At 70.3% G+C, this 22,297-nt stretch carries 24 protein-coding genes; 10 read left to right on the forward strand and 14 right to left on the reverse strand.

Translation table 11 applies throughout. The features are described 5' to 3' along the window. Positions 1-24: 24 nt before the first annotated feature. Positions 25-633 carry a translesion DNA synthesis-associated protein ImuA gene (gene imuA / locus EIM47_RS13805; protein ID WP_019398626.1) on the reverse strand — a complete coding sequence of 203 codons (609 nt, stop codon included), beginning with the start codon at positions 631-633 and terminating at the stop codon, positions 25-27. Between the two features lies 1 nt (position 634). Next, positions 635-1,273 (reverse strand): transcriptional repressor LexA, encoded by a 639-nt coding sequence (gene lexA / locus EIM47_RS13810; protein ID WP_037034608.1) that lies wholly within the window; start codon positions 1,271-1,273, stop codon positions 635-637. 273 nt (positions 1,274-1,546) lie between these two features. Between lexA and EIM47_RS15705 the strand changes: the two genes are divergently transcribed. Further along, positions 1,547-1,705, forward strand: coding sequence for a hypothetical protein (locus tag EIM47_RS15705; protein ID WP_156810452.1), 159 nt, complete (start codon positions 1,547-1,549; stop codon positions 1,703-1,705). Positions 1,706-1,793: 88 nt separating this feature from the next. Here EIM47_RS15705 and EIM47_RS13815 read toward each other — a convergent pair whose 3' ends face one another. Next, on the reverse strand, positions 1,794-2,312 hold the full coding sequence (locus tag EIM47_RS13815) for a hypothetical protein (RefSeq protein WP_240626246.1): 519 nt from the start codon (positions 2,310-2,312) through the stop codon (positions 1,794-1,796). A 251-nt stretch (positions 2,313-2,563) separates the two neighbouring features. Between EIM47_RS13815 and EIM47_RS13820 the strand changes: the two genes are divergently transcribed. Further along, positions 2,564-3,067, forward strand: coding sequence for a ferritin-like domain-containing protein (locus EIM47_RS13820; protein ID WP_019398622.1), 504 nt, complete (start codon positions 2,564-2,566; stop codon positions 3,065-3,067). A 107-nt stretch (positions 3,068-3,174) separates the two neighbouring features. Next, entirely contained in the window at positions 3,175-3,801 is a 627-nt protein-coding gene (locus EIM47_RS13825) for a DUF4142 domain-containing protein (RefSeq protein ID WP_125077236.1), read from the forward strand. A gap of 395 nt (positions 3,802-4,196) precedes the next feature. On the opposite strand, the gene EIM47_RS15840 is transcribed toward EIM47_RS13825, so the two are convergent. Next, entirely contained in the window at positions 4,197-4,505 is a 309-nt protein-coding gene (locus tag EIM47_RS15840; protein ID WP_199728406.1) for a hypothetical protein, read from the reverse strand. Positions 4,506-4,683: 178 nt separating this feature from the next. Between EIM47_RS15840 and EIM47_RS13835 the strand changes: the two genes are divergently transcribed. Beyond that, the gene (locus tag EIM47_RS13835) at positions 4,684-5,565 is read left to right on the forward strand and encodes an MBL fold metallo-hydrolase (protein WP_125077237.1); all 882 of its coding nucleotides are present in this window, start codon (positions 4,684-4,686) and stop codon (positions 5,563-5,565) included. A gap of 63 nt (positions 5,566-5,628) precedes the next feature. On the opposite strand, the gene EIM47_RS13840 is transcribed toward EIM47_RS13835, so the two are convergent. From EIM47_RS13840 to mgtE, 4 genes are all read right to left on the reverse strand, one after another. After that, positions 5,629-7,146: an MFS transporter gene (locus tag EIM47_RS13840; protein ID WP_276312196.1), complete on the reverse strand. Its 1,518-nt coding sequence runs from the start codon at positions 7,144-7,146 to the stop codon at positions 5,629-5,631. Continuing rightward, on the reverse strand, positions 7,143-7,376 hold the full coding sequence (locus EIM47_RS13845) for a hypothetical protein (protein WP_028914891.1): 234 nt from the start codon (positions 7,374-7,376) through the stop codon (positions 7,143-7,145). Before EIM47_RS13845 ends, EIM47_RS13840 begins: the two co-directional genes overlap by 4 nt. A 428-nt stretch (positions 7,377-7,804) precedes the next feature. After that, entirely contained in the window at positions 7,805-9,151 is a 1,347-nt protein-coding gene (locus EIM47_RS13850; RefSeq protein WP_125077239.1) for an MATE family efflux transporter, read from the reverse strand. Positions 9,152-9,367: 216 nt separating this feature from the next. Continuing rightward, positions 9,368-10,741 carry a magnesium transporter gene (gene mgtE / locus EIM47_RS13855; protein ID WP_125077240.1) on the reverse strand — a complete coding sequence of 458 codons (1,374 nt, stop codon included), beginning with the start codon at positions 10,739-10,741 and terminating at the stop codon, positions 9,368-9,370. A gap of 391 nt (positions 10,742-11,132) precedes the next feature. Here mgtE and EIM47_RS13860 point away from each other — a divergent pair, with 391 nt between their 5' ends. Further along, entirely contained in the window at positions 11,133-11,894 is a 762-nt protein-coding gene (locus EIM47_RS13860; protein WP_028914894.1) for a spermine synthase, read from the forward strand. 6 nt (positions 11,895-11,900) lie between these two features. On the opposite strand, the gene EIM47_RS13865 is transcribed toward EIM47_RS13860, so the two are convergent. The 3 genes from EIM47_RS13865 to EIM47_RS13875 form a co-directional block, all read right to left on the reverse strand. Further along, entirely contained in the window at positions 11,901-12,485 is a 585-nt protein-coding gene (locus EIM47_RS13865) for a sulfur transferase domain-containing protein (RefSeq protein ID WP_125077241.1), read from the reverse strand. An 8-nt stretch (positions 12,486-12,493) separates the two neighbouring features. Beyond that, positions 12,494-12,823 (reverse strand): thioredoxin family protein, encoded by a 330-nt coding sequence (locus EIM47_RS13870; protein WP_125077242.1) that lies wholly within the window; start codon positions 12,821-12,823, stop codon positions 12,494-12,496. Between the two features lie 125 nt (positions 12,824-12,948). Next, entirely contained in the window at positions 12,949-13,257 is a 309-nt protein-coding gene (locus EIM47_RS13875; protein ID WP_125077243.1) for a hypothetical protein, read from the reverse strand. Positions 13,258-13,603: 346 nt separating this feature from the next. Here EIM47_RS13875 and EIM47_RS13880 point away from each other — a divergent pair, with 346 nt between their 5' ends. The 3 genes from EIM47_RS13880 (at position 13,604) to EIM47_RS13890 (ending at position 16,430) form a co-directional block, all read left to right on the forward strand. Further along, the gene (locus EIM47_RS13880) at positions 13,604-14,077 is read left to right on the forward strand and encodes a transporter substrate-binding domain-containing protein (RefSeq protein ID WP_240626247.1); all 474 of its coding nucleotides are present in this window, start codon (positions 13,604-13,606) and stop codon (positions 14,075-14,077) included. Further along, a complete protein-coding gene (locus EIM47_RS13885; RefSeq protein ID WP_125077244.1) occupies positions 14,074-15,027 on the forward strand; it encodes a cation transporter in 954 nt (317 codons plus the stop codon). Before EIM47_RS13880 ends, EIM47_RS13885 begins: the two co-directional genes overlap by 4 nt. A gap of 182 nt (positions 15,028-15,209) precedes the next feature. Continuing rightward, complete coding sequence (locus EIM47_RS13890; protein ID WP_125077245.1) at positions 15,210-16,430, forward strand: helix-turn-helix domain-containing protein; 1,221 nt, start codon at positions 15,210-15,212, stop codon at positions 16,428-16,430. Positions 16,431-16,432: 2 nt separating this feature from the next. Here the strand turns inward: EIM47_RS13890 and EIM47_RS15710 are convergent, their stop codons facing one another. Beyond that, positions 16,433-16,957, reverse strand: a complete 525-nt coding sequence (locus EIM47_RS15710) for a hypothetical protein (protein WP_164514620.1) — start codon at positions 16,955-16,957, stop codon at positions 16,433-16,435. Positions 16,958-17,164: 207 nt separating this feature from the next. Beyond that, entirely contained in the window at positions 17,165-17,722 is a 558-nt protein-coding gene (locus tag EIM47_RS13900) for a DUF2058 domain-containing protein (RefSeq protein ID WP_125077246.1), read from the reverse strand. Positions 17,723-18,791: 1,069 nt separating this feature from the next. On the opposite strand from EIM47_RS13900, the gene EIM47_RS13910 reads away from it, so the two are divergent. Both EIM47_RS13910 and EIM47_RS13915 read left to right on the forward strand, forming a co-directional pair. Next, positions 18,792-19,214, forward strand: a complete 423-nt coding sequence (locus EIM47_RS13910; protein WP_125077247.1) for a very short patch repair endonuclease — start codon at positions 18,792-18,794, stop codon at positions 19,212-19,214. 50 nt (positions 19,215-19,264) lie between these two features. Next, positions 19,265-20,539, forward strand: a complete 1,275-nt coding sequence (locus EIM47_RS13915) for a DNA cytosine methyltransferase (RefSeq protein ID WP_125077248.1) — start codon at positions 19,265-19,267, stop codon at positions 20,537-20,539. Between the two features lie 112 nt (positions 20,540-20,651). Here the strand turns inward: EIM47_RS13915 and EIM47_RS13920 are convergent, their stop codons facing one another. Continuing rightward, positions 20,652-22,292 (reverse strand): ATP-binding domain-containing protein, encoded by a 1,641-nt coding sequence (locus EIM47_RS13920; protein WP_125077249.1) that lies wholly within the window; start codon positions 22,290-22,292, stop codon positions 20,652-20,654. Positions 22,293-22,297 lie beyond the last annotated feature (5 nt).

The following is a 22,297-nucleotide window of genomic DNA, read 5'->3' on the forward strand; positions in this document are numbered from 1 at the left end:
AGTTGGACGACATGCAAGGGCATGTCAGTGCGCCAGCTGCACCAGCCCCGAGGGCGGCTGCCCGCCCCGGCACTTGAGTACCCGCCAGCCGCCATCCTCCAGCAGCAGCCGCAGCGCCGCGGGCGAGGCATTGGCGGCATGGCGGCGGTCGCGCAGGACGAAGCCGCAGCAGTCACCACTGTCGGCAGCCACCTGCAACCGGCGCAGGGCACGGTCGTCGCCACCCGGCGGCCAGCCCAGCACCGCCGCGCAGGCGCCGCTGCGCAGGCACTGCTCCTGCGCCCACAGCGCATCGCGCGGGGAGGCATCGACCACGTGCAGCCCGGCCAGGTCCACGCCGGCGGCCTGCCAGGCCGGGGCATAGGGAATGAACGGTGGCGCGACCAGCACAACGGTGCCGCCGGCGGCAGTCATGCGCGCGATGGTCGGCAGCAGCAGCGCCAGTTCGCCCACGCCGTTGGCCGGCAGCAGCAGCTCGGTCAGCGCGCGCCGCGGCCAGCCGCCATGCGGCAGGCGCGCGTCCAGCGCCGCGTGCCCGCTCGGCTCGCCGTCGGCCGGAAGCCGGGCGCTGCGCCCGGCATGCCACAGCGTGCGCGCGGCCAGCAGGCTGTCGATGGCAACGACCTGGGCCATCTCAACCCCTTCGCACCAGGCCGCAGTACACGCCTTCGATGGCGAAGTCCTGGCCCGGATGCACCTCGATCGGGGCATGGGCCGGATTGCGCGGCAGCAGGCGGATCCGGTCCGCCCCGCGCTGCAGGCGCTTGATGGTCAGCTCGCCATCCACCCGTGCCACCACGGTCTGGCCGTCGCGGGCCTCGGGGGTGCGGTGCACGCCGACCAGGTCACCGTCGAGGATCCCGTCTTCGATCATCGAATCGCCCTGCACCCGCAGCAGGTAGTCCGGCCGCGGCGAGAACAGGCGCCGGTCCAGCCACAGCGCCTCCCCGCCCTCGCCCACCGGGCCCAGCCGGGCCACGCCCTCGGCGCTGATCGGCAGGCCGGCCGCCACCCGGCCCAGCACCGGCAGCGGCAGCAGGTCCGCCCCGCCGCCAGGCAGCCGCAGCCCGCGCTTGCGGCCCGGTACCTGCTCCAGCAGGCCATCGGCGACCAGCGCCTGGACATGCTTCTGCGCGGCATTGCGCGAGGAAAAGCCGAACTCATCGGCGATCTCCGCCAGGCTGGGCGCCCGCCCCGCGGCCAGTTCGCGACGCAGGAAGTCCAGCACGGCGGCGCGCTGGGGTGGCAGGGAGGGAAAGTCGTTCTGGCTCATGGTGTACATTTGTACACCTTCCGCGTCTCAGGGGGTGAGAGCCGCCAAGAGGCCCTGAACTTTTGTGCAGCGCAGCACAATTTACGCATTTGTCATGTCCAACCCCCTGTTTTTCCACACGATCTGAACATTTGGGCAGGCAGATTCGGACGCGTGTCCACTCGCCGGACACCGCCCGCCGCAAGGACGCTAGCGGGCGCTCCCGGCGATGTCCGGACCTTCCCCCGACGCGACACGGCAGGAGCGGCGTGCCGCAAGGCCGCCGGAAAGGAGATGTCCCAGATGCTTGCTTCGGAACACGCTGACGCACTCGACCTGGACCGGCTCGAACGCCATCTGCCGGAACTGCTGCAGCAGTACGTACCCGACCCCTCGCCGCTGCCGGCACTCCCCCGCCGCGATGGCGAGCCGGCCCACCTCCCCCTCGGCTAGCCCAGCGCGCTTTCCACGAAGCCGGCCCTGTGCCGGCTTTTTTCTTGCCCGCTCGCGGCCGGCAGGCCCCGCCCGCCGGCCGCCGTGGTCAGGGCCGGGCCAGCTGCCAGTGGCCCCATTCGTCGACCACGCCATCGCCGGCCGAGCGCTGCGCACCCTGATCGCCGGCATAGCGGTACAGCGGCTGGCCGCGCCAGGTGACCTGAACCCCGTCGGCCCGCTGCAGGCTGCCCACCGTGGTGCCGGCCCCGGCGCCGTCGGTCGCCTGCAGCTGGCCCTTGCCGAGCACCGGCGGCCACACGCCCTCGCAGGCCTGGTCGCACTTGGTGCCGTCGACGTTGCCTTCCAGGTAGTACAGCGAGGCACCGCTGGCATCGACCAGGTGCGGCGCCGGCTCCTGTTCGATCGCCAGCTGCACCACCCGGCCGCTGCCCTCCGGCGAGGGCGAAGCGTCCGGCGCCGGATCGCGCTCGAGCGCCGCGCCGGCGCCGCGTTCGCCGGTGGTGTTGGCACCGTTCTCCTCCGGTGCCGCGGCCTGGTAGCCGCAGGCCGCCAGCGAGATCGCGGCCAGCAGGCCGATGGCCCACGGCCCTGGGGAAACAGGCATGCGCATGTGGATCCTCCTCGTTGGGCGACGCGGCCGATGCCGCATGTCCCATGGAACCGCGGCGCCGCGCATGGCGCGATGAAGGAGGCGTGCAAGCGCGATGAAACGCACGCCACGCCTGCTGAACATCGATTTCACCGGCATTGGACCTGCAGCCAATGCCCACCCGTCCACCATGGTCCACGTTGCGCATGGCCGGCGTGCACCCATTCCACCCATCCCATCCGGCCGCAGACGAAGGAGCATCCGTCATGGCGGTGAAGAACATCGAAGAGCTTTTCATCCACGAGCTGTCGGACATCTACAGCGCCGAGAAGCAGCTGACCAAGGCCCTGCCGCGCCTGGCGCGCGCCGCCGACAACCCGGAACTGGCCGAAGGCTTCCGCCTGCACCTGGAGGAAACCCAGGGCCAGATCGAGCGCATCGACCAGATCGTCGAACTGCTGGACATCCGCCTCAAGCGCATCAAGTGCGCGGCCATGGAAGGCCTGGTCGAGGAAGGCAAGGAAGTCATCGATTCGATCGAGGCCGGCCCGCTGCGCGACGCAGCCCTGATCGGCGGCGCGCAGAAGGTCGAGCACTACGAGATCGCCGCCTACGGCACCCTTGCCGCGCTGGCCAAGCAGCTCGGCTACAAGGAAGCCCTGCCGCTGATCCTCGAGACCCTCGAGGAAGAAAAGGCCACCGACGAGAAGCTGACCCTGCTGGCCGAGCAGGGCGGCAACCAGGCCGCGGCGCAGCAGCGCGCCGCCTGACCGTCCCCGGCCACGGCGCCTGCGATGCTCCTTTCGCCGTGGTCAGCCGGACGCCGGCCACTCTCCCGGCCGGCGTCCGGCCCCTCCTCCCCCGCAACGGAGACCGCATGAACATCAAACGCATCGCCACCCCCGCCCTGCTCGCGCTCGCCATCGCCGGCCTCGCCGCCTGCGGCGACCGCAACCGCGACGGTGAGATGGACGCGGGCGTGCCGGACACCTCGGCCGCCGATCCGGCGGCGCAGCCGCCGGGCGCGACCGTCGACCCGGCCATGGGCGACGACCAGGCCACCAGCCCCGCCGAGGCCAGCGCGCTGGGGGTGCTCAACGCCATCAACGAGCACGAGATCGCCGCCGGCGAACAGGCCCTGGCCAAGGGCGTGACCGGCGCCACCGCCGACTATGCGCGGCTGATGATCGACCAGCACACCCAGAACCGCACCCAGACCAGCGCCCTGGGCCCGGACGAGCAGTCGCAGGATGCCCAGGCCCAGCGCCAGAAGGGCGAACAGGAACGCGACACGCTCGACGACCTCGACGGCGAGGCTTACCGCAAGGCCTACGTCGACGCGATGGTGAAGGGCCACACCGAAGCGCTGGAGGCCCTGGACCAGAAGCTGATCCCGGCCGCCGAGCGCGAGGAGGTGCGCCAGCACCTGAGCCTTACCCGCGACCACGTGGCCCAGCACCTGGAGCAGGCCCGCGCCCTGCAATCGGGCACGGCAGGCCAGTAAGAAGCACCCGCCGTTTCGCAAACCACGCCGCGGCGCCTGGCGCCGCGGCTTTTTTTTGCGTGGTCGGACCAGGCTGATGGCCGCTTCCGGGTCCGTCGACACCACCGTCGACACCCCAGCGCCCGTGGCCCTCCCGCCCCAAGCGCGCGACAAGCAACACCGCCGGTGCGTGGTCGGCCGGGAATCCCCGAACCACCCGCGCACGCACCGGCAACGCTGTCCGGTTCATCCCCCTGCACGCGGATACACCAGCCACATTCCAACGCATAAGCCGATAACGCACGGCAATAACGCGCAACTCCGCGCCAGTGCGCGCAACCTGCTGTTTTGCAAGCTTCCGGCGCGATCGATCGGGGATTTCGTAAAGCAGCGTTCACCGCGCACTGGGCGCCTTGCTAACGCATGCATGCGGACACTGTCGTCGGACCGTGGCACTCCGCCATGGCCTCGAAGAAGGAAGCGCAAAAATGGCCAACCAGCAGAACCAGAACCAGCAGGACCAGCAGCGCCGCCAGGACCAGCAGGGCCAGCAACAGCAGCAGGACCAGCAGGAGCGCCAGAACCAGCAGCAGCAGGACGACCAGCAGCGGGGTCGGCAGAACCAGCAGCAACAGCAGCAGCACGACCAGCAGGGTCGCCAGAACCAGCAGGACCAGCAGCACCGCGGCCAGCAGCGCTGATCCCGGCCGGCTCTCCAGTGCCAAGGGGCCCCCAAGCGGGGCCCTTTCCTTTTGCGCGGGTGGCAACCGCCCGCGCGTGATCCCGGGATCACGCCAGGCCATGAGCAAATGCAGTTGGTGCAGCCATCTCCCCGGCGCGGATCGCAACGGCCACCACGTCGGCGTTGCACGCTTCCAGCCTGCAACGCCAAGCGGAGTCGCCATGAAGGTCCACCACCTCAATTGCATCTCCACCTGTCCGCTGGGCGGACACCTGATGGACGGCCGCACCCGCGGCGTGTTCACCCGCGCTTCCCTGGCCTGCCATTGCCTGCTGGTGGAAGCCGGCAACCGCCTGGTCCTGGTGGACACCGGGCTGGGCCTGCGCGACGTAGCGCATCCCCGCGACCGCCTCAGCGCGTTCTTCCTGGGCCTGCTCGCCCCCGACCTGCGCGCGGAAATGACCGCGGCACGCCAGCTCCAGGCGCTCGGCTACGCCCCCGCGGACGTCACCGACATCGTGCTTACCCACCTGGACTTCGACCATGCCGGCGGCCTGGACGACTTCCCCAACGCCACCGTGCACCTGCGCGCGATCGAGGAGGAAGCCGCCGCGCGCCAGCGCACCTGGCTGGACCGGCAGCGCTTCCGCCCGCAGCAGTGGGGCTCGCGCGGGCGCTGGCTCGCCTATGACGATGCGCGCACCGAGGCGTGGATGGGACTGGAGGCCGTGTCCGCGCTGCGCGGCCTGCCACCGGAGATCCTGATGGTGCACCTGCCCGGCCATACCCACGGCCATGCGGGCGTGGCCATCCGCGGCGACCACGACTGGCTGCTGCTGGCCGGCGACGCCTACTTCGACGCCCGCGAGATGCACGCCGAGCCCCGCTGCACGCCGGGCCTGCGCTTCTACCAGTGGATGATGGAGAAGGACCGGCGGGCACGCCTGCACAGCCGCGAACGCCTGCGCGAACTGGCGCTGCGCGAGCCGCAGCTCACCCTGTTCTGCTCGCACGACCCGATCCAGTTCGAGGCGCTGGCCGGCCGCCGCCTGGGCGATCCGCGGGTCGGCGCCGGTACCGGCCCGGTCGAGGCGGCAGGCTGATGCATGTCCCCGGGCAGGCCTGGGCGGCCGGGCACGGCGCGCACGTGGCCTTGCGTGGATGGACTAGGCCTGCGGCCGCGCCTCTACCTTCGGCTCGGTAACCTCGTGGCCGGCCTCGGCGCGGCCCGCCATTTCGGCGCCCGCATCGGGCGCCAGCTTGCGCATCTCGAACACCGAGATCGCCGAGATCACGCCCACGGTGAGGAAGGCGAACAGGAAGGCCAGCGGATCGCCATCGCCGCCGCCGGTGGCCCGTCCGGCCACGCTCAGCGCATAGCCGCCGATGGTCACGCCCAGCGCCAACGACACCTGCTGCGCCACCGCGGCCAGGCTGCTGGCCTGGCTCATGCGCTCCTGGCCGATCTCGGCATAGGCGATGGCATTGATGCTGGTGAACTGCAGCGAGCGGAAGCAGCCACTGGCCAGCAGCACCGAGACCATCAGCCAGTACGGCGTATCGGCGCGGAACAGGCCGAAGCCGGCCAGCAGCGCCGAGGCCAGCAGGCCGTTCCACACCAGCACCGGGCGGAATCCGAACTGGTGCAGGATGCGCGGCGCCACCACCTTCATGAACATCGCCCCGGCGGTGGAAGTGAAGGTGATCAGGCCCGACTGCAGCGGATCCAGGCCGAAGCCCAGCTGCAGCATCAGCGGCAGCAGGAACGGCGTGGCGCCGATGCCGATGCGGAACAGCGAGCCGCCCAGCACGCCGGCGCGGTAGGTCGGATAGCGCAGCAGGTCCAGGCACAGCAGCGGATGCGGGTGGGTGCGCGCATGCCGCACGTAGGCGAACACCAGGGCGAAGCCGACCAGCACCACCAGCGCGATCGCCGCCCCCGGCACCAGCCCGCGGCCGATCGCCGACAGCCCGAACATCGCCAGCCCCAGCCCGCCGGCCGACAGCAGGAAGCCACGCCAGTCCATCGGCCCGACCGGCTGCCGCAGCTCCGGCACGAAGCGCCAGGCCAGCCACATCCCCAGCAATCCCATCGGGATGTTGATCAGGAAGATGAAACGCCAGTGCGCGTAGGTGGTGATCGCGCCGCCCAGCACCGGGCCGAGGATCGGGCCCAGCATCGCCGGCACCGTCAGCCAGCTCAGCGCGCGCACCAGCTCGGCCTTCTCGATGCTGCGCAGCAGGACCAGGCGGCCCACCGGCACCATCATCGCCCCGCCCACGCCCTGCACGAAGCGGCCCGCCACCAGGCTGCCGAGCCCGTCGCTGGCGGCGCAGCACAGCGAGCCGACCAGGAACACGGCGATCGCACCGACGAAGATGCGGCGCGCGCCGAAGCGGTCGGCGACCCAGCCGCTGACCGGGATGAACACGGCCAGCGCCAGCATGTAGGTGGTCAGGGCCAGCTTCAGCGCCACCGGCTCGGTGCCCACGTCGGCCGCGATCTGCGGCAGCGAAGTGGAGATCGCCGTCGAATCCATGTTCTCGATGAACAGGGCGGTGGCGACGATAAGCGGTAGGCGGCGCTGCGGACTCACGGGCCTGCGGGATCGGAGCGGCCCGTCATTGTGGCCGGCGCCACGTGAATGGCACGCGGCCGGCCCTGCGGGGAGGGGCTTGATCAGCCGCCGGCCAGTCCTCCACCGGCGCGGCCCGGCAGCGCGCCGTCGTCCTCCGCGTCCGGGTCCTCCAGGTCGCCGACCTCGCGGTCGATGCCTGCCTGCGGATCGCTGGCCGGGGCCTCCGGCAGCGACTCGCCCTGCCCCGCATCCGGCGGCGTGGTGCGGTTGGACTGCGCGCCGTCGTTGGATTCGTTCGGATCCTTCGCCGGATCCTGGTGGTTGTTCGTGCTCATGGTCTGTCCTCGTGTGTGGCAACGAGGCTACAGCCAGGCGCGTGAGCGGCGCGCAGTGCAATCACCATTCGATGATGCCGCTGCCTGGCGCCCTCTCCCCACCGGGTGAGAGGGCATGTTGGCCCGGCACCGGCGCGAAGAACGCCGCTGATGGCGTCGGCGAGCCGGTCTGGCAGTCCCCTCAAACACCCGCGCCCATGGGCGCGGATCAAACCCAGCCCCGTCCCTTCTCCCACTGGGGAAGGGGGACGGGGGAGAGGGCCGGTTACCAAGGCTGTATCCATCGCGAAGATGGCGTACCCGGTCGCACTCACGAGAACGACGCACGCTTGTAGCCCGGGTAAGCGAAGCGCACCCGGGGATTGCCATCCGCTACCGCAGCTATACCAATGCGACGGCCCCGGATGCGGCCTGCGGCCTTATCCGGGCTACGCGCCCAATTCCGAATCGAGCCCCCGGTAATACGGAACCAACGCCAGCGCCCGCGCGACGACGAACACCACGAACGCCGCCCACAGCCCGTGGTTACCCCACCATGCCGCCGCCGGCCACGCCGCCAGCAGGAACACCGCCACCGACAGCAGCGCGGCATTGCGCATCTGCCGGGTACGCGTGGCGCCGATGAACACCCCATCCAGCTGGAACGCCGCCACCGATAGCAGTACGTACAGCGCCACCCACGGCAGATGTGCCAGCGCCACCGCCGCCACGTCCGGCAGCGTGGTCAGCAGCCGCACCATAGCCCCACCCCCGAGCCACAGGATCGCGGCCAGCATTGCCGCCGTCGCCACCGCCAGCTCGCTGCTCAACCGCACCGCCCGCCGGAAGCGGGCCCGATCGCGCGCGCCCACCGCATGCCCCACCTGCGCTTCGGCCACGTAGGCGAAGCCATCGAGGAAGAACGCGCTGAACGACACCAGCTGCAACAGCAGGTGGTTGGCCGCCAGGGTCGCATCGCCCAGCGCCGCGCCCTGGCGCGCGAACCAGCCGAAGCCGGCCAGCAGGCACAGGGTGCGGACCATGATGTCGCCGTTGGCCGCCAGCGTCCGCCGCAGCCGTGCGCGGTCGCCGATGCGTGCCCAGGGCAGGAACGGCTCGCCGTCGCGATGGCGGGCCCGCAGCATCCGCCACACCACCACCGCGGCGACCAGGCAGGTGGTCCACTCGGCGATGGCCGTGCCGTAACCGATGCCGCGTGCGCCGAGGTCGAGCACGCCGGCCAGGTAGACGTCCAATGCGGCGTTTAGCCCATTGAGCAGCAGCTGCACCGCCAGCAGCGTGCGGCTGCGTCCGAGCCCCACCAGCGCGCCGCACAACGCATACAGCGCCAGCGCCGCCGGCGCGCCCCATACCCGCGCGGCGAAGTAGTCCGCGCCGGTACCCGCGACCGCCGCGCTCGCATCCATCAACGCGAAGTAGCCCGCCACCAGCGGCCACTGCAGCAGCCAGATCGCCACGCCCAGGCCCGCGCCCATCAGCAGCGGCCGCGCCAGCGCCGCGCGCACCTCGGCCTCGTCCCCGGCCCCGGCGGCCTGCGCCACGAAACCGGTGGTGGCCATGCGCAGGAACCCGAAGCTCCAGTAGACGAAATTGAACAGCAGCGCCCCCAGCGCCAACGCACCGAGATCGGCAGTGCTGCCGTAGCGGCCGATCACCGCGGTATCGACCAGCCCCAGCAGGGGCACCGAGGCATTGGCCAGGATGATCGGCCAGGCCTTGCGGGCGATGGCGGCGCGGGTCAGCGGCGTGGAGCCGGAAGCTTCGGATGCGGACATGCGCGAATGATGCCGGATGGCGGGCGCAGCCCGGACGCGTCCCTAGCGTCGTCCCGTCCTTGGGTCGTGACCCGGTGGCTCCGGGTGGCAAGCAAGGCGGCAGGAAGCCGGGCCATCGACGGCTGCAATGGCGCGGCTTCCAGCGCGCGGGGTCGTGGATGCGGCCTGCGGCCTGCCAGGGCTACGCGGGGCACGGGGCTCCGGGGACAGCCGGGGCTACAGCAGCGTGCCGCCCAGGATCAGCGCGGCGATGCTGAAATAGATCACCAGCCCGGTGACGTCGACCAGCGTGGCCACGAACGGCGCAGAGGCGCTGGCCGGGTCGAAGCCCAGGCGCTGCAGCACGAACGGCAGCATCGAGCCGGACAGCGAGCCGAAGCCCACGATCCCGACCAGCGCCGCGGCGATGGTCAGCGCCACCATCCCCCAGTGCGGGCCGTAGTCGTACAGCCCGGCGTACTGCCACACGGCAATGCGCGCGATCGCCAGCAGGCCGAGGATGGCGCCCAGCACCGCGCCGGTGGGGATCTCGCGCAGGGCCACCTTCCACCAGTCGCCCAGGCGCAATTCGCGCAACGCCAGCGCGCGGATCAGCAGCGAGGTGGCCTGCGAGCCGGAGTTGCCGCCGGAGCTCATGATCAGCGGGATGAACAGGGTCAGCACCACCGCCCGCGCCAGCTGGTCCTCGAAGTGCTGCATCGCGCTGGCGGTCAGCATCTCGCCCAGGAACAGCACGCCCAGCCAGCCGGCGCGCTTGCGGATCATCTCGCCGAAGCCGATGCGCATGTACGGCTTGTCCAGCGCCTCCATGCCGCCGAACTTGTGCACGTCCTCGGTGGACTCGGCGATCAGCGCATCGAGCACGTCGTCCACGGTGACGATGCCCAGCACGTGCCCGCGCGCGTCCACCACCGGGATCGCCAGCAGGTCGTGGCGCCGGATCAGGCGCGCCACCTCCTCCTGGTCCATCTGCGCGTCCACCGCGACCGGCGGCGTGGCCTGGGCCACCTGCAGGATCGGCGCGTCCGGCTCGCCGGTGATCAGGCGGCGCATGGTCACCACCTGCACCAGGGTCTGTTCCCGCGGATCGAGCAGGTAGATGGCGTAGACGGTCTCGCGGCTGCGCTCGACCTCGCGCACGTATTGCAGGGTGCGGCCGACGGTCCAGTCCGCCGGCACTGCCGCGAACTCGGTGGTCATCAGCGCACCGGCGGTGTTGGGCGGGTAGCGCAGCAGCTTGCGGATCGCATCGCGGGTGTCCGGATCCAGCCGCCACAGCAGCTGGTCGCGGTGCTTCGCGTCCAGGCCCTGGAAGATGTCGGTGGCGCGATCATGGGCCATCTGCCCGAGCCAGCCGGCCGCCAGCGCCAAGTCCTGCCGCGCCACCAGCACGCTGGCGTCGCGCAGCTCGGGCTGCTCCAGGAGTTCCACCGCGCGTGGCACCGGCAGCGCCGCGAGCACCGCCGCCGCATCGTCGCGGTCCATGCTGTTGGGATGCTCCACCGCATCGGCGGTGTCGAGCGCGGCCAGGGGTGCAGCGAGGGTGACGGCCGCCGCGCCGGGCTGCCGCAGCAGGATCGGGTTCTTCATCGGGTTCGCCTCGTTTCGGCCACGGGCCGGCGGCAGCGGCGGCGAACCAGTCCCGATCGCTCAGGCGGTCGCCAGCACCGTCAGCGGCCCGGGGCCGGGATGACTGTCGCTGGACATTGGTATCTGGACTCCGAAAGGCGCCTGCATGCCACGTGCGGCGCCTGCGCGAAAGCGTCGCGGAACGACGCACCGGCGGCGTGCCGCCACCGGCGGCGCGCAGTCTGCTCCCGTGCATCGGATGTGGTCAACGGGCCACGGATGCGACGGATCGTCCCGCCATCGTGGTTACCGCCCCGCCCCGCGCGATGCGGCCGCGATGGAGCGGAACTTGAACCCTCCGCCCGGATTGACCAGCATGGGGGTCCATCCACCGCAACAGGAGGAACCCGGATTGATTCCATCCAACGGCCACCGCGCCGGTCTCCGCCTGCATCTCCCGCCGGTTGCACCGGCCGCTTCCAACCACCTGCTCGCCGACGAGCACACCGGCCTGCAGCACGTCGTCGTCACCCGCCACCCGCGCTTCGGGGGCCAGCTCTTCCTCGACGGCGACCTCCAGATCTCCGAATCCGACGTCGCCTACGGCGTCGCCATGACCAGCCCGCTGCTGGCCCATCCGCGCCTGGAACGCGTCGCCATCCTCGGCGGCGGCGACGGCGGCGTGCTTGCCGAGCTGATCCGCACCCTCGAACCGCTGGACGCGCTGCCGTCCGAGCTGACCATGGTCGAGATCGACCCGCGGGTCATGGAGCTCTGCCGCCAGCACCTGCCGGCGCTGTGCGGCGACGCCTTCGACAGCCCGCACGCGCGCATCGTCACCGGCGATGCCTTCGCCTGGATCGCGCAGGCACGCGACCTGGATGCCGTGGTCTACGACCTGACCATGGACCCGGTGCGCGAGGGCCAGTCCCGCGCCGAATTCATCACCGGCATCATCGGCCACATCGCGCGCGCCCTGCGCCCCGGCGGCGTGCTGAGCATGCAGTGCTGCGGCCATGGCCGCGACGATGCCGCCGACCGCGCCCTGCGCCGCGAGGTGCTGCCGCTGATCCGCCAGGCGGTGGACGCGCACTTCGCCGGGCGCTGCGAGCAGGACGTGCTGGTCCCGTCCTACCAGGACCTGTGGACCTTCCTCAGCGCGCGCAGGCGCTGAGCCGGCTCAGCCGCCGTCCGCGCAGGCCGCCACATCGGCGGCATCGGCAATGCAGCGCGCCTGGCGCAGGCGTTGGCGTACCACCGGTTCCAGCCCGGTGAGGCCCCAGCGCCGGCCCTCGTCGATCGCGGCCTCCTCGTCGGCACCGTGCAGCCAGGCCGCGCGCAGGGCCGCCAGGGCCCCCACGCGGTTGCCGCTGGCGCAATGCACCAGGGTCGGCCCCCCGCTTCCGGCCAGCAGCGCGTCGAAGGCCAGCACCGCCTCGCGGTCGATGTCCTGCGGCCCGGCGATCGGCAGGTTGGCGTAGTGCAGTCCGGCCGCGCGCACCGCGGCGGCCTCGTCGAAATCCGGTGTCTCGGCATCGGGCGTAAGGTCGATCACCCGCACGATGCCGGTTGCCTGCAAGGCCGGCAGGTCGGCGGCCTGGATGCGGCCGCCGGAACGGATCCCCTCGGCGGGCGTGCGGAACCGCTCCAGCACCGCGGCCGCTTGCGCTGGCGCGGCGTCCTTCCCCTCGCCGGCCAGCGCCGCGCCCGCCTGCGCAAGCGCCAGCAGCGCCACCCGCGCGCACTTCATCGCGTCCATCGCCATGCCCCCGCTCAGCCGCCCCCCAGGGCCGCGCGCAGCGGCTGCAGGTCCTCGCCGGCCACGGGCCGTACCACCCGCGCCAGTTCCTGGCCATCGAGCAGCAGCACCAGGGTCGGCCACAGCTTCACCTTGAACGAGCGTCCCAGCGGCTTGCCGCGGCCGTCCTCGATCTTCAGGTGCTGCAGCTGCGGATGCTCGGAGGCCAGCGCCTCGATCGCCGGCTGCGCCCCCTGGCAGTGCGGGCACCACGGCGCACCGAACTCGAGCAACAGCGGGCCCTCGCGCGCGTCCACCTCGGCGCGGGAAGGTTCGGCTTCCAGGTAGTGGTTGGTATAGGCCATCAACAGCTCCAGCTCGTGCGCAGGTTGCAAAGCGTAGCCCGGATAGGCGTAGCACACCCGTGCTCCGATACAGCCTCCCTGGTCGCGGCATTGCCAGGTGCACCCCGGCTGCACTCCGATGACGCCTACAGCCGCTCCACCCGCGTCGCCCGCACCAGCACCTCGTCCTGGCGGAAGCGACGCTCCAGGCCCTTGCGGTAGGACACCCACCAGCCGTGGTCCACGTGGTCGGCCATCACCTCCAGCAGCACCACGTCGTCACGCTGCACGTCGCCCTCGCCGTCCTCCCACAGCCCGACCGCCGGCGAACGCACGAATGCGGTCACCCCGCCGAAGCGCTCGGCCAGCGCCGCGCGGACCTCGTCATACAGGGCCCGCGGGAACGCCTGGCCATCGTTGTCGCGCAGCGGCAGGAACAGCTGGATCAGGTGCATGGATGGGGCCTGGCTTTGGCCGCAGGCTCCCACCGCGGGTGTTGCCGGCATGTGATCCAGTGCCCGTCGGCCCGCGCACCATCCCTCAATGTCGCCCCGGGGTGAGCCGGGGCCCGGTAGCGTTCCAGGACCACGGGGAGGGGGGAAGCCGGGTGCGCTTCGCTTCCGGGCCCTGCAAGAGCGTCGCCTTCAAGGTGGCGGGGCCGTGGCGACGGCACGGGCGTCGTGCGCCTGGAGGACGCGGGTGCGCGCGGCCGAAGGCCGCATCCGGGACGCCAACACCGGCAAGCCCCAGACTCCGCCGACCTGACATCGCGTTCACCCCGCAGCGCCCATAAGAGCGTCCATGCATCGCATCCCTGCCCTGGCATGCGTGGTGGCGCTGGCCGCTCTGGCCGGCTGCGGCCCGTACCCGCGCGATGCCGACGATCTCAGCCGGCAGGCCGCGCAGGACGCCATGCGCGTGGGCGCCAGCGACGATCCGCCGTGGGTACGGATCGCGCCCGACGGCAGCGTTTCCGGCCTGGAAGCGGAACTGGTGCAGCGCTTCGCCGCCGCGCATGGCTACCGCGTGGAATGGAAGCCCGGCGGCCACGACGCGCTGCTGGGCGAGCTGGAACACGCGCGCCTGCACGCGGTGATCGGCGGCTACCACCCCGACTCGCCGTGGCAGCCCAAGGTCGGCTGGTCGCGCCGGCTGGGCCTGCGCGCCGGGGTCGACGGTCCCATGCCCGAGCGCCGCGTCGCCCTGCCGCCCGGGCAGCCGGCCTGGCACCTGTCCTTCGACCAGTACCTGGTGGACCAGGAGGGCGCGCAATGAACCCCATCGCCCTGCGCCCGCCGGCGCGCGAGCTCCCCGGCGAACAGCGCCGGGGCCTGCGCCGCGCCGAGCACCTGTGCTGGTGGTCGCTGCTGGTAATGGGCCTGGTCGCGACCATGATGTACTTCGTGATGGGCGGCTCGCAGGCGATGAAGACCGCGCTGGTCGAGGACATCCTAAGCCTGGTGCCGCCGGCCGCGTTCCTGGTCGCCAGCCGCTTCCGCCGCAAGGGCGTGGACGCCGAATACATCACCGGCCGCGAGCGCGCGTTCGACATCAACTTCCTGATCTCGTCCGTGGCGCTGACCGGCGTGGGCCTGGCCCTGGTCTACGACGGCCTGCATACCCTGCTCACCGCCACCCGCCCGGTGGTGGGCACGATGGTGTTTGGCGGCCACGTGGTGTGGCAGGGCTGGATCATGATGGGCGCCATGGTGGTCTCGGTGGTGCCGCCGGTGATCCTGGGCCGCAAGAAGATGGAGCTGGCCGAACAGCTGAGCCTCAAGCCGCTGCACACCGATGCCGACGTGGGCAAGGCCGACTGGATGACCGGCCTGGCCGGCATCGCCGGCGTGGCCGGGATCGGCATGGGCTGGTGGTGGGCCGACGCGGCCGCGGCGCTGTTCATCGCCGGCAGCGTGCTGCACGACGGTGCCAGCAACCTGCGGGCCGCGGTGCGCGACCTGCACGACGCCCGCCCGCAGAAGCTCGACCGCAGCGATCCCGATCCCCTGCCCGGCCAGCTGGCCCGTGCCGTCGCCGACCTGCCCTGGGTGCATGGCTGCGCCGTGCGCCTGCACGAGGAAGGCTTCCACCTCTCCGGCATCGTGTTGCTCGACAGCCCTGGCCTGGACGCCGAGCAGGTGGAGGAAGTACGCGCGGTGGCGCGCCGCCTGCACTGGCGTCTGGACCAGATCGACGTGTCGGTGGTGGCGCGGCCGCATCCGTAGCGCAACGCGCCGCGGCCTTCCGGCACCACCGCATGCGGGCCCTTCCAGCGGCCCTCGGGGCCAGTGCCGGGATCGCCCGTCCACCGGGCGCACATCGTGCGCGGAGCACGCCCACGACCGCCACCGGATGGCGTGCTGCCATGCCAGCTGCATGTTGCCCCCGAAAGCGCCAAGGTAACCCCATGGACGCCACGCTCGCCGCCGCCGCAAGCGATCTGGCCGCCGGCGACGCACTGGGCGCGCTGAAGCGGGTCGCGCTGCGCGAGGATCCGCTGGCGCTGGCCCTGCGCGGCACGGCGATGGCCCGCCTGGGCGAGCTTCAACGCGCGCGCGCACTGCTGCGCCGGGCCGCGCGCGGCTTCGGCATCCGGCAGCCGCTGGCGCATGCGCGCTGCGTGCTGGCCGAGGCCGAGATCACCCTGGCGCTGCGCGAGCTGGACCTTCCGCAACAGCCACTGGCCCGCGCCACCGCCGTCCTCGATGCCCATGGCGACCACGCCAACGCCGCGCACGCACGCCTGCTGGGCATGCGTCGCCTGCTGCTGCTCGGGCGCCTGGCCGAAGCCCGCAAGGCGCTGTCCACGCTCGAGGGCACCATGCTGCCGCCGGCGCTGGCCGCGGTCGCCAGCCTGGCCGCCGCCGAGCTGTCCCTGCGCGCGGTGCGCACCGCCCCGGCACGCGAAGCGCTCGCACGGGCGCGTGCCGCGGCCGCGCGCGCCGGCATCCCCGCGCTGCTGGCGGAAGTGGCGAACGCCGAGGCGCAGCTGCGGCAGCCGGTTGCGCGCCTGCACGTGCCCGGCGCGCCGCGCCTGCTGGCGCTGCACGAGGTGGAAGCGCTGTTCGCCTCCGATGCACTGGTGGTGGACGGCTGCCGGCGGCGGGTGCGGCTGGGCGATGCCTGGCTGCCCCTTGCCGGGCGCCCGGTGCTGTTCGCGCTGGCGCAGTCACTGGCCGCGGCCTGGCCAGAGCCGGCACCCCGCGAGGCGCTTATCGCCGCGGCCTTCCGCGTGCGCCGCTTCGACGAGACCCATCGCGCGCGGCTGCGGGTGGAGATCGGGCGCCTGCGCGCCCTGGTCGCCCCCTGGGCCGGGATCGAAGCACGTGGCGCTGGCTTCGCGCTGCAGGCCCGCGCCGCGGCACGCGTGGTCCTGCTCGAACCGCCGCTGGAAGCCGCCCATGCCGCCGTGCGTGCCCTGCTGGCCGACGGCCAGGCCTGGTCCAGCGGTGCACTTGCGCTGGCCCTGGGCACCAGCCCGCGCAGCGTGCAGCGCGCCCTGGCGGCACTGGCCGAAGCCGGGCACGCACGGGCATTGGGGCGCGGCCGCGCGCGGCGCTGGCTGGCGCCGCCGCTGGCGGGATTCGCGACGACATTGTTACTCCCGGCCGTGGCGCCGCCTGCGTAGCTTCAGGACCACGGCGCCACACCCGGCGCGCAACTGCGAGGCAGAGCATGGACATCCGCCCCTCCCCCCGGTCGATCGAGTACCAGGCCGAAGTGGTCCGCGAATACGGGCCGTTCGAGGATGCCGAAGGCGTGCACGGCGTGAGCTTCGACGGCAGCAGGGTATGGGCCGCCCTGGGCCCGCGCCTGGTCGCGTTCGATCCGGACAGCGGCCAGACCGAGCGGGTGATCGAGCGCGCCTGCGACGCCGGCACCGCGTTCGACGGCACCCACCTCTACCAGCTGGTGGAAACCCGCATCGAGAAGATCGACCCCGATACCGGCGCGGTGCTGCACACCATCCCCGCGCCTGGCCGTACCGGCGAATGCAACTCCGGCATGGCCTGGGCCGACGGCCACCTGTGGGTGGGCGAATACCAGGGCCGCCGCTTCCACCAGGTCGATCCGCAGACCGGCAAGGTGTTGCGCAGCCTCGAATCTGACCGCTACGTCACCGGCGTCAGCTGGGCAGGCGATGCCCTGTGGCACGGCACATGGGAGAACGAGGAGAGCGAGCTGCGCCGCATCGACCCGGGCAATGGCGCCGTGCTCGAACGCCTGCGCCTGCCGGCCGGCATCTTCGTCAGCGGCCTCGAGGCCGGCGACGACGACCTGCTTCTACTGCGGCGGCGGCCCGTCAAGGAAGGTACGGGCGGTGCGGCGGGCCAAGCGTGCCTAGCTGACGAGGAAGCCGGCTCACCACATCAGGTCGTCGGGCACCTTGAACTGCGCGTAGTACGCCGCGTCCTCGTCGTCCGGGTCGACCGCCTCGGGCGCGGCCTGGCCATGGTCGACCACGATCATCGACTCGTCGCGCTCGCGCACCTGGTCGGCCGCCGCCCGCGGCAGCAGCTCGAAGCCCTCGCCGGCATCGACGATCACCAGCGCACCGGAGGCCAGCTTGCGGCGCTGGTCCTCGTCCACCAGCAGGGTGCGGATCACCCCGCCGGCGGTGAAGCGGTACTCCAGCTCGCCGCTGCGCTGCACCCGCCGGTCGCGCACGATCTGCCTGGCCTGGGCCTGCAGCTCGCGCCGCCGCGCCTGCTCCCGGCGTTCGGCCTCCAGCGCCCGGTCGCGCTCGGCCTTCTCCGCCCGCGCCCGCTGCGCCTCCAGCTCGATCTCGCTGGGCCCGGCCGCCCCGCCCTTAGCATTGCGCGCCTTGGCCTGCTCGCGCGCCACCAGCGCCACCTTGGACTCCTTGACCAGCCCGGCCTTGAGCAGCTGTTCCTGGAGGGGGTTGATGGCCTTGGCCATGGCGGCACCGCGTGTTCTGAAAGGCGGCTCAGGATACCCGCCCCGAAGCCGCGCTGCCGCAGGCAGCAAGGATCAGTTGTCGTTCAAGCCGTACGGCGCGCGGGTATGCAAACGCTGCTTCCAGTGGCCCTCGATCTCGATCACCTCGGCCGCGGGCATATCCGGTCCGACGCGCTGCAGGATCGAGAACTCCAGGTCCTCCTTGCGGCAGCCCCGCAGGAGCTTGTTGCCGCCGTGCCCGTCCTTTGCGTTTTCCTGCCAGCGTGTGCTCCAAAGCTGCCGCCCAACCAGCCCGCCTCGTAAAGCCCAGGCCTCGTGTGCAAGGGGAAAGTGTTGGGACCAGCCCCGACCAGGTCCGCTTTCGGCCTGCCGCCGAGCCCCCACTTCTGGTCGTCCACGTCTCCCCCGGTAGCCGTCTCTGCGCCAGCCCCCCTCCAGGCGGCCCCTGCCCCTCCCCCGGGAGCTCCCCGGACGCCTGGTTCAGATCACCTCACCCCAGGCACATACTCCGGCCCAGTCCACTTCCGCGGGGCTCCTAGCAGGGAGATCGAGGACTGCAGGCTAACCTGCGGCGGTTTGCCGGGAAGTGGATCTGGGGGCGTCCACTCGCCAAAGGATCTGGCCGCCTCTCCATCGATCGAGGCAGCGAGGGTGCTGGAGCCCCTCCAGTGGCTGAGCGAGGAGCAGAGCCGCCGGCTGGACGAGGCGGGCAAGGTAGCGCAAGGGAGCAGACCGAACTTCCGAGGTGCGCCGTGGTTTCGCCTGGCAGCAGCCAGTTAATCGCCGCACACGTTTACGGGCCTGGGGCGTGCCAATCGTGGATTGCCTACGACATAGGCAACCGGGCACCAACCGAGTGGTGCTAGGACGTTGTCCGTGCAGCTGGCATCGCTCCTCAAGCTCACAGCTTGCGCCGAATGTTCTCAGACCTGCCTGCCCGAGGCGCAACCTCCCTTGCTTGCCCCTCCCCGGACAGTGAGCGGGCCCACCAGAAAGCCTCCTAGAATGTCCCCCCGGTGAGGGTCTCGCACAGCCCCCGACTTCAGGCATCCCGAACGAATCCCCGAACGTGACAGACACCCTTAGCCCATCGGAACGAAGCGAACGGATGTCGCGCATCAGGAGCAAGGACACCAAGCCAGAACTGCTGGTCCGATCGTTCCTGCATGCGTCCGGACTTCGGTACCGGCTCCATGCAAGGGACCTACCTGGACGACCGGACCTCGTTCTGCCAAAGTATGGGGTAGTGGTTTTCGTGGAAGGATGCTTCTGGCATGGCCATCGTTGCCAGAATGGTCGAATCCCCGGCACCAACAGCGGCTTCTGGGCCACGAAGATTGAAGCTAATCGATTGCGGGACAAGCGCAACCACCAGGCATTGAGGAGGGCCGGGTGGCGGGTGTATCGGGTCTGGGAGTGCGAGCTCGCACGACCAGCCAAGCGGGAGCGGATTTTGTCCCGACTCGTGGACCGAATCCGCGTTGGGGAATGAGAGCGGGCCATCCCGATTGGGATTGGCCTACAGGTCCAGTGGAGTAATGTTTGGGCAAGAAGGATCTTAAGTTCGTCGATCTTTTCGCCGGATGCGGCGGTCTCTCCCTTGGTCTTGAACAAGCAGGCTTCGTGCCGGTGTTCGTGAACGAACTGAACGACGACGCGCGCGGAACCTACATCCTGAACAGGGTCGACCGGCATGAATGGCTCGCCGAGCCGGGCTTCCACTCGTCCGACGTAAAGGGCATGGTGCTCGACAAGAAGTACCTTCCCGCCCTGGGGAAACGCCTAAGAGACACCTTTGGCATCGAACACGGGGAACTGGACCTAGTAGTTGGCGGCCCCCCATGCCAGGGCTTCTCCGGCATCGGCCATAGGCGCTCCTATTCGGTGGAGAGGGAGCAACTATCGTCCAACCACCTCTACCAAGACATGGCGGCCATCATCCACCGCCTCCGGCCACGTGCCTTCCTCTTCGAAAACGTCCGTGGGCTCCTGAATAGCCGTTGGACCTCCACCGGCGTCAAGGGTGAGATTTGGCGCGACGTACTTGGGACCTACCGGGCCATCCCAGGATACACGGTTGCTGCCCAGCTTGTATTCGCGAAGGATTACGGCGTCCCCCAAAACCGGCCGCGGATCCTCCTCGTGGGGATACGCAACGACGTGGGGAACGGGCTCTTGAGGGAGGGGGCCGACGAGGAGGCTGTGGCGCGTGGCTACCTTCCCCATCCCTCGCCGGGATTGGCTCCAGACTTGATAGACGTGCTAGGCGACTTAGTGGACCCCGACCATGTGAACGGCGGGGTGACGGCCTCGTATCCCCTGCCGGCATGGACCCCGATCCAGAAGTACTTCCGCATGCCATCCACTGGAGGCAGGCCGCTCGGGGAGGGCGCGCCAGTCACCGAGCACCAGTACAGCAAGCACAGCCCCGCGGTCATTGCCAAGTTCGAGGCGATGCACAGGACGGGCGGGATCGTGCCGGAGAGATTCAAGACCAGAAAGTTCGCCCAGCGGCTCCTCCCACCCCGATGGGGCCCTGCAGGCCCCACCATCACGGCCACCTCGCTGCCCGACGACTACGTCCATTTCGAGCAACCCAGGACACTCACCGTACGCGAATGGGCCCGCTTGCAGATGTTCCCAGACTGGTACCAGTTCGCAGGCAAGCGCACGACCGGCGGGATCAAGCGTGCCGGCAATCCCCGCCAGGGCATTTTCGAACGCGAAGCCCCGAAGTACACGCAGATAGGCAACGCTGTCCCCGTTGGGTTGGCACGCGCCGTCGGAGCCCACCTCTCCAGGATCCTCAAGCGGTGACACACTCAGGGGGCCAGGCGCCCCCCGAGCAGATCGCCCCTGAGGCCAGGCATGTGCCGCCACCATGCAACCACGGATGGACGGCCGAAGGCACAGATCCCCACGCCCTTACTCATCCCTCGTAGTAGCCGGCGGCCATGCCTTCCTGTGTCAGGATCGCCAACCGCGTCTTGGCACGGGTACATGCAACATAGAGGTCCTCGCGCGTAAACGCTGGATTCCCATGATCGGGATGGTCCGCATCCACCAGAATGACGCAGTCCGCCTCTATGCCCTTGAAGGACTTAATCGTGGAAAAGTAGGCGGTGCCGGAGGCATGGAGACCGTTCAAATCAGTCGTTAGCGATATCCCATGGCCACGGGGGACGTCTGCCATGGCCGATTTCGCCAAGACGTAGGGGCTAAGGATCGCCACGGTGTTGGCTCCTCCCACCCCCCATTCCCTGGCCAGCTGGAAGGCCCGATTCGCCATCTGCGTGCGTTTCATGGACTCCACCAACACGGGCACCCCTCGCGGCATTCCCGGCATGGAGTCTATGGCTGTCCCCAGCAGCCGATTCGTCTTGTCGTTGATGCAGGTGGTGTTCCTGCAGTTGTGGGCGAGCCTGAACAGAACATCCGTCATCAACGCCTCGTCCAATCTCTTCCCGTACAAGTCCTGGCGCTGGTCGATGAAAACCGACCAGCTCCCGCCCTGCTTCACGAAAGCATTCAATGCGATGACCTGCGAGTCGCTGAGATCCTGGGCCTCGTCGACGATCACGGCATCGAATTTATCTCCTTCCGCCCAGCCTGAAACCACGTCGAACACCGCGTTGGGCAGCTCCCGCCTGTGGAAAACATCGTCATCGCCTTTTCTTGCCAACCACGGACAGGTCCTTCCGAACAAGCTGTCCACGCTATGGATTTTCGAGGCAAGCCCGGGGCTCTTTAGCCGCAAGACCTCGGCTAGCCGCTTGTTGTAGCACGCGTACAAAGCCCTTCGGCCAGCCTGTAGCTCCGCCTCCATCCGCTGGAGGGCCAGCAGGGTCTTGCCCGACCCAGCCGGTCCGGCCACCGCGACCGACGGGAACCCGAATAGCCCGCGCAATGCCGCGAACTGCTGTCCGGTGAGCACCTCGATTGCATCCTTGTCTGAACCAACCTCCTCCTCGCCGTCCGCTGGCAGCACCCGGAAATCGGAGCTCGTCAGGATCGTCTCCACCTTCTCCGCGACTGCTTCGGAAAACCTAGCACCCAATTCCGCGGAGCCGCGCGCCAGCAGCGCGTCCCTAACCCGGGCGAACAAATTGCGCATGTCCGAGCGGGTGGCCAGGGTCCTGTGGTCGAAGAGTGCAGGGACCGAACTCGCATGGCCATTGGGGTACACGACGAGCCATCCATGGAGGCCAGGGAACGCTGGGCCAATGCGCAAGGCATCGCATACGATCCTCTTCAACTCATGCGCGTTCGACATGGCCTGCTCCACCGGGGTACGGTCGAGGGCGGTCCATGCGCCGGATGGATCAAGCCGTTCCCAACCATCCCGCGTCACGCGGAACTCGCGCGAACCTTTCACCTCGACCACCAACATCCCCAGCGCAGGCGCAAGCACGACCACGTCGGCCTCGCCGTCGCACAAGCGCCCCCCGGACTGCCTCGCCCACCGGACACCAGGGACCACCACCCAGCCCGCCGGCAGCTGTTCCTTCAATGCCAGAACGACCTTTCTCTCGGCCGCGTTCTCCGGCAGCCTCCCGAATATCCTTGCCATCCGTT

This window comes from Pseudoxanthomonas sp. SGT-18 (genome assembly GCF_003931645.1).
Lineage (GTDB): Bacteria > Pseudomonadota > Gammaproteobacteria > Xanthomonadales > Xanthomonadaceae > Pseudoxanthomonas.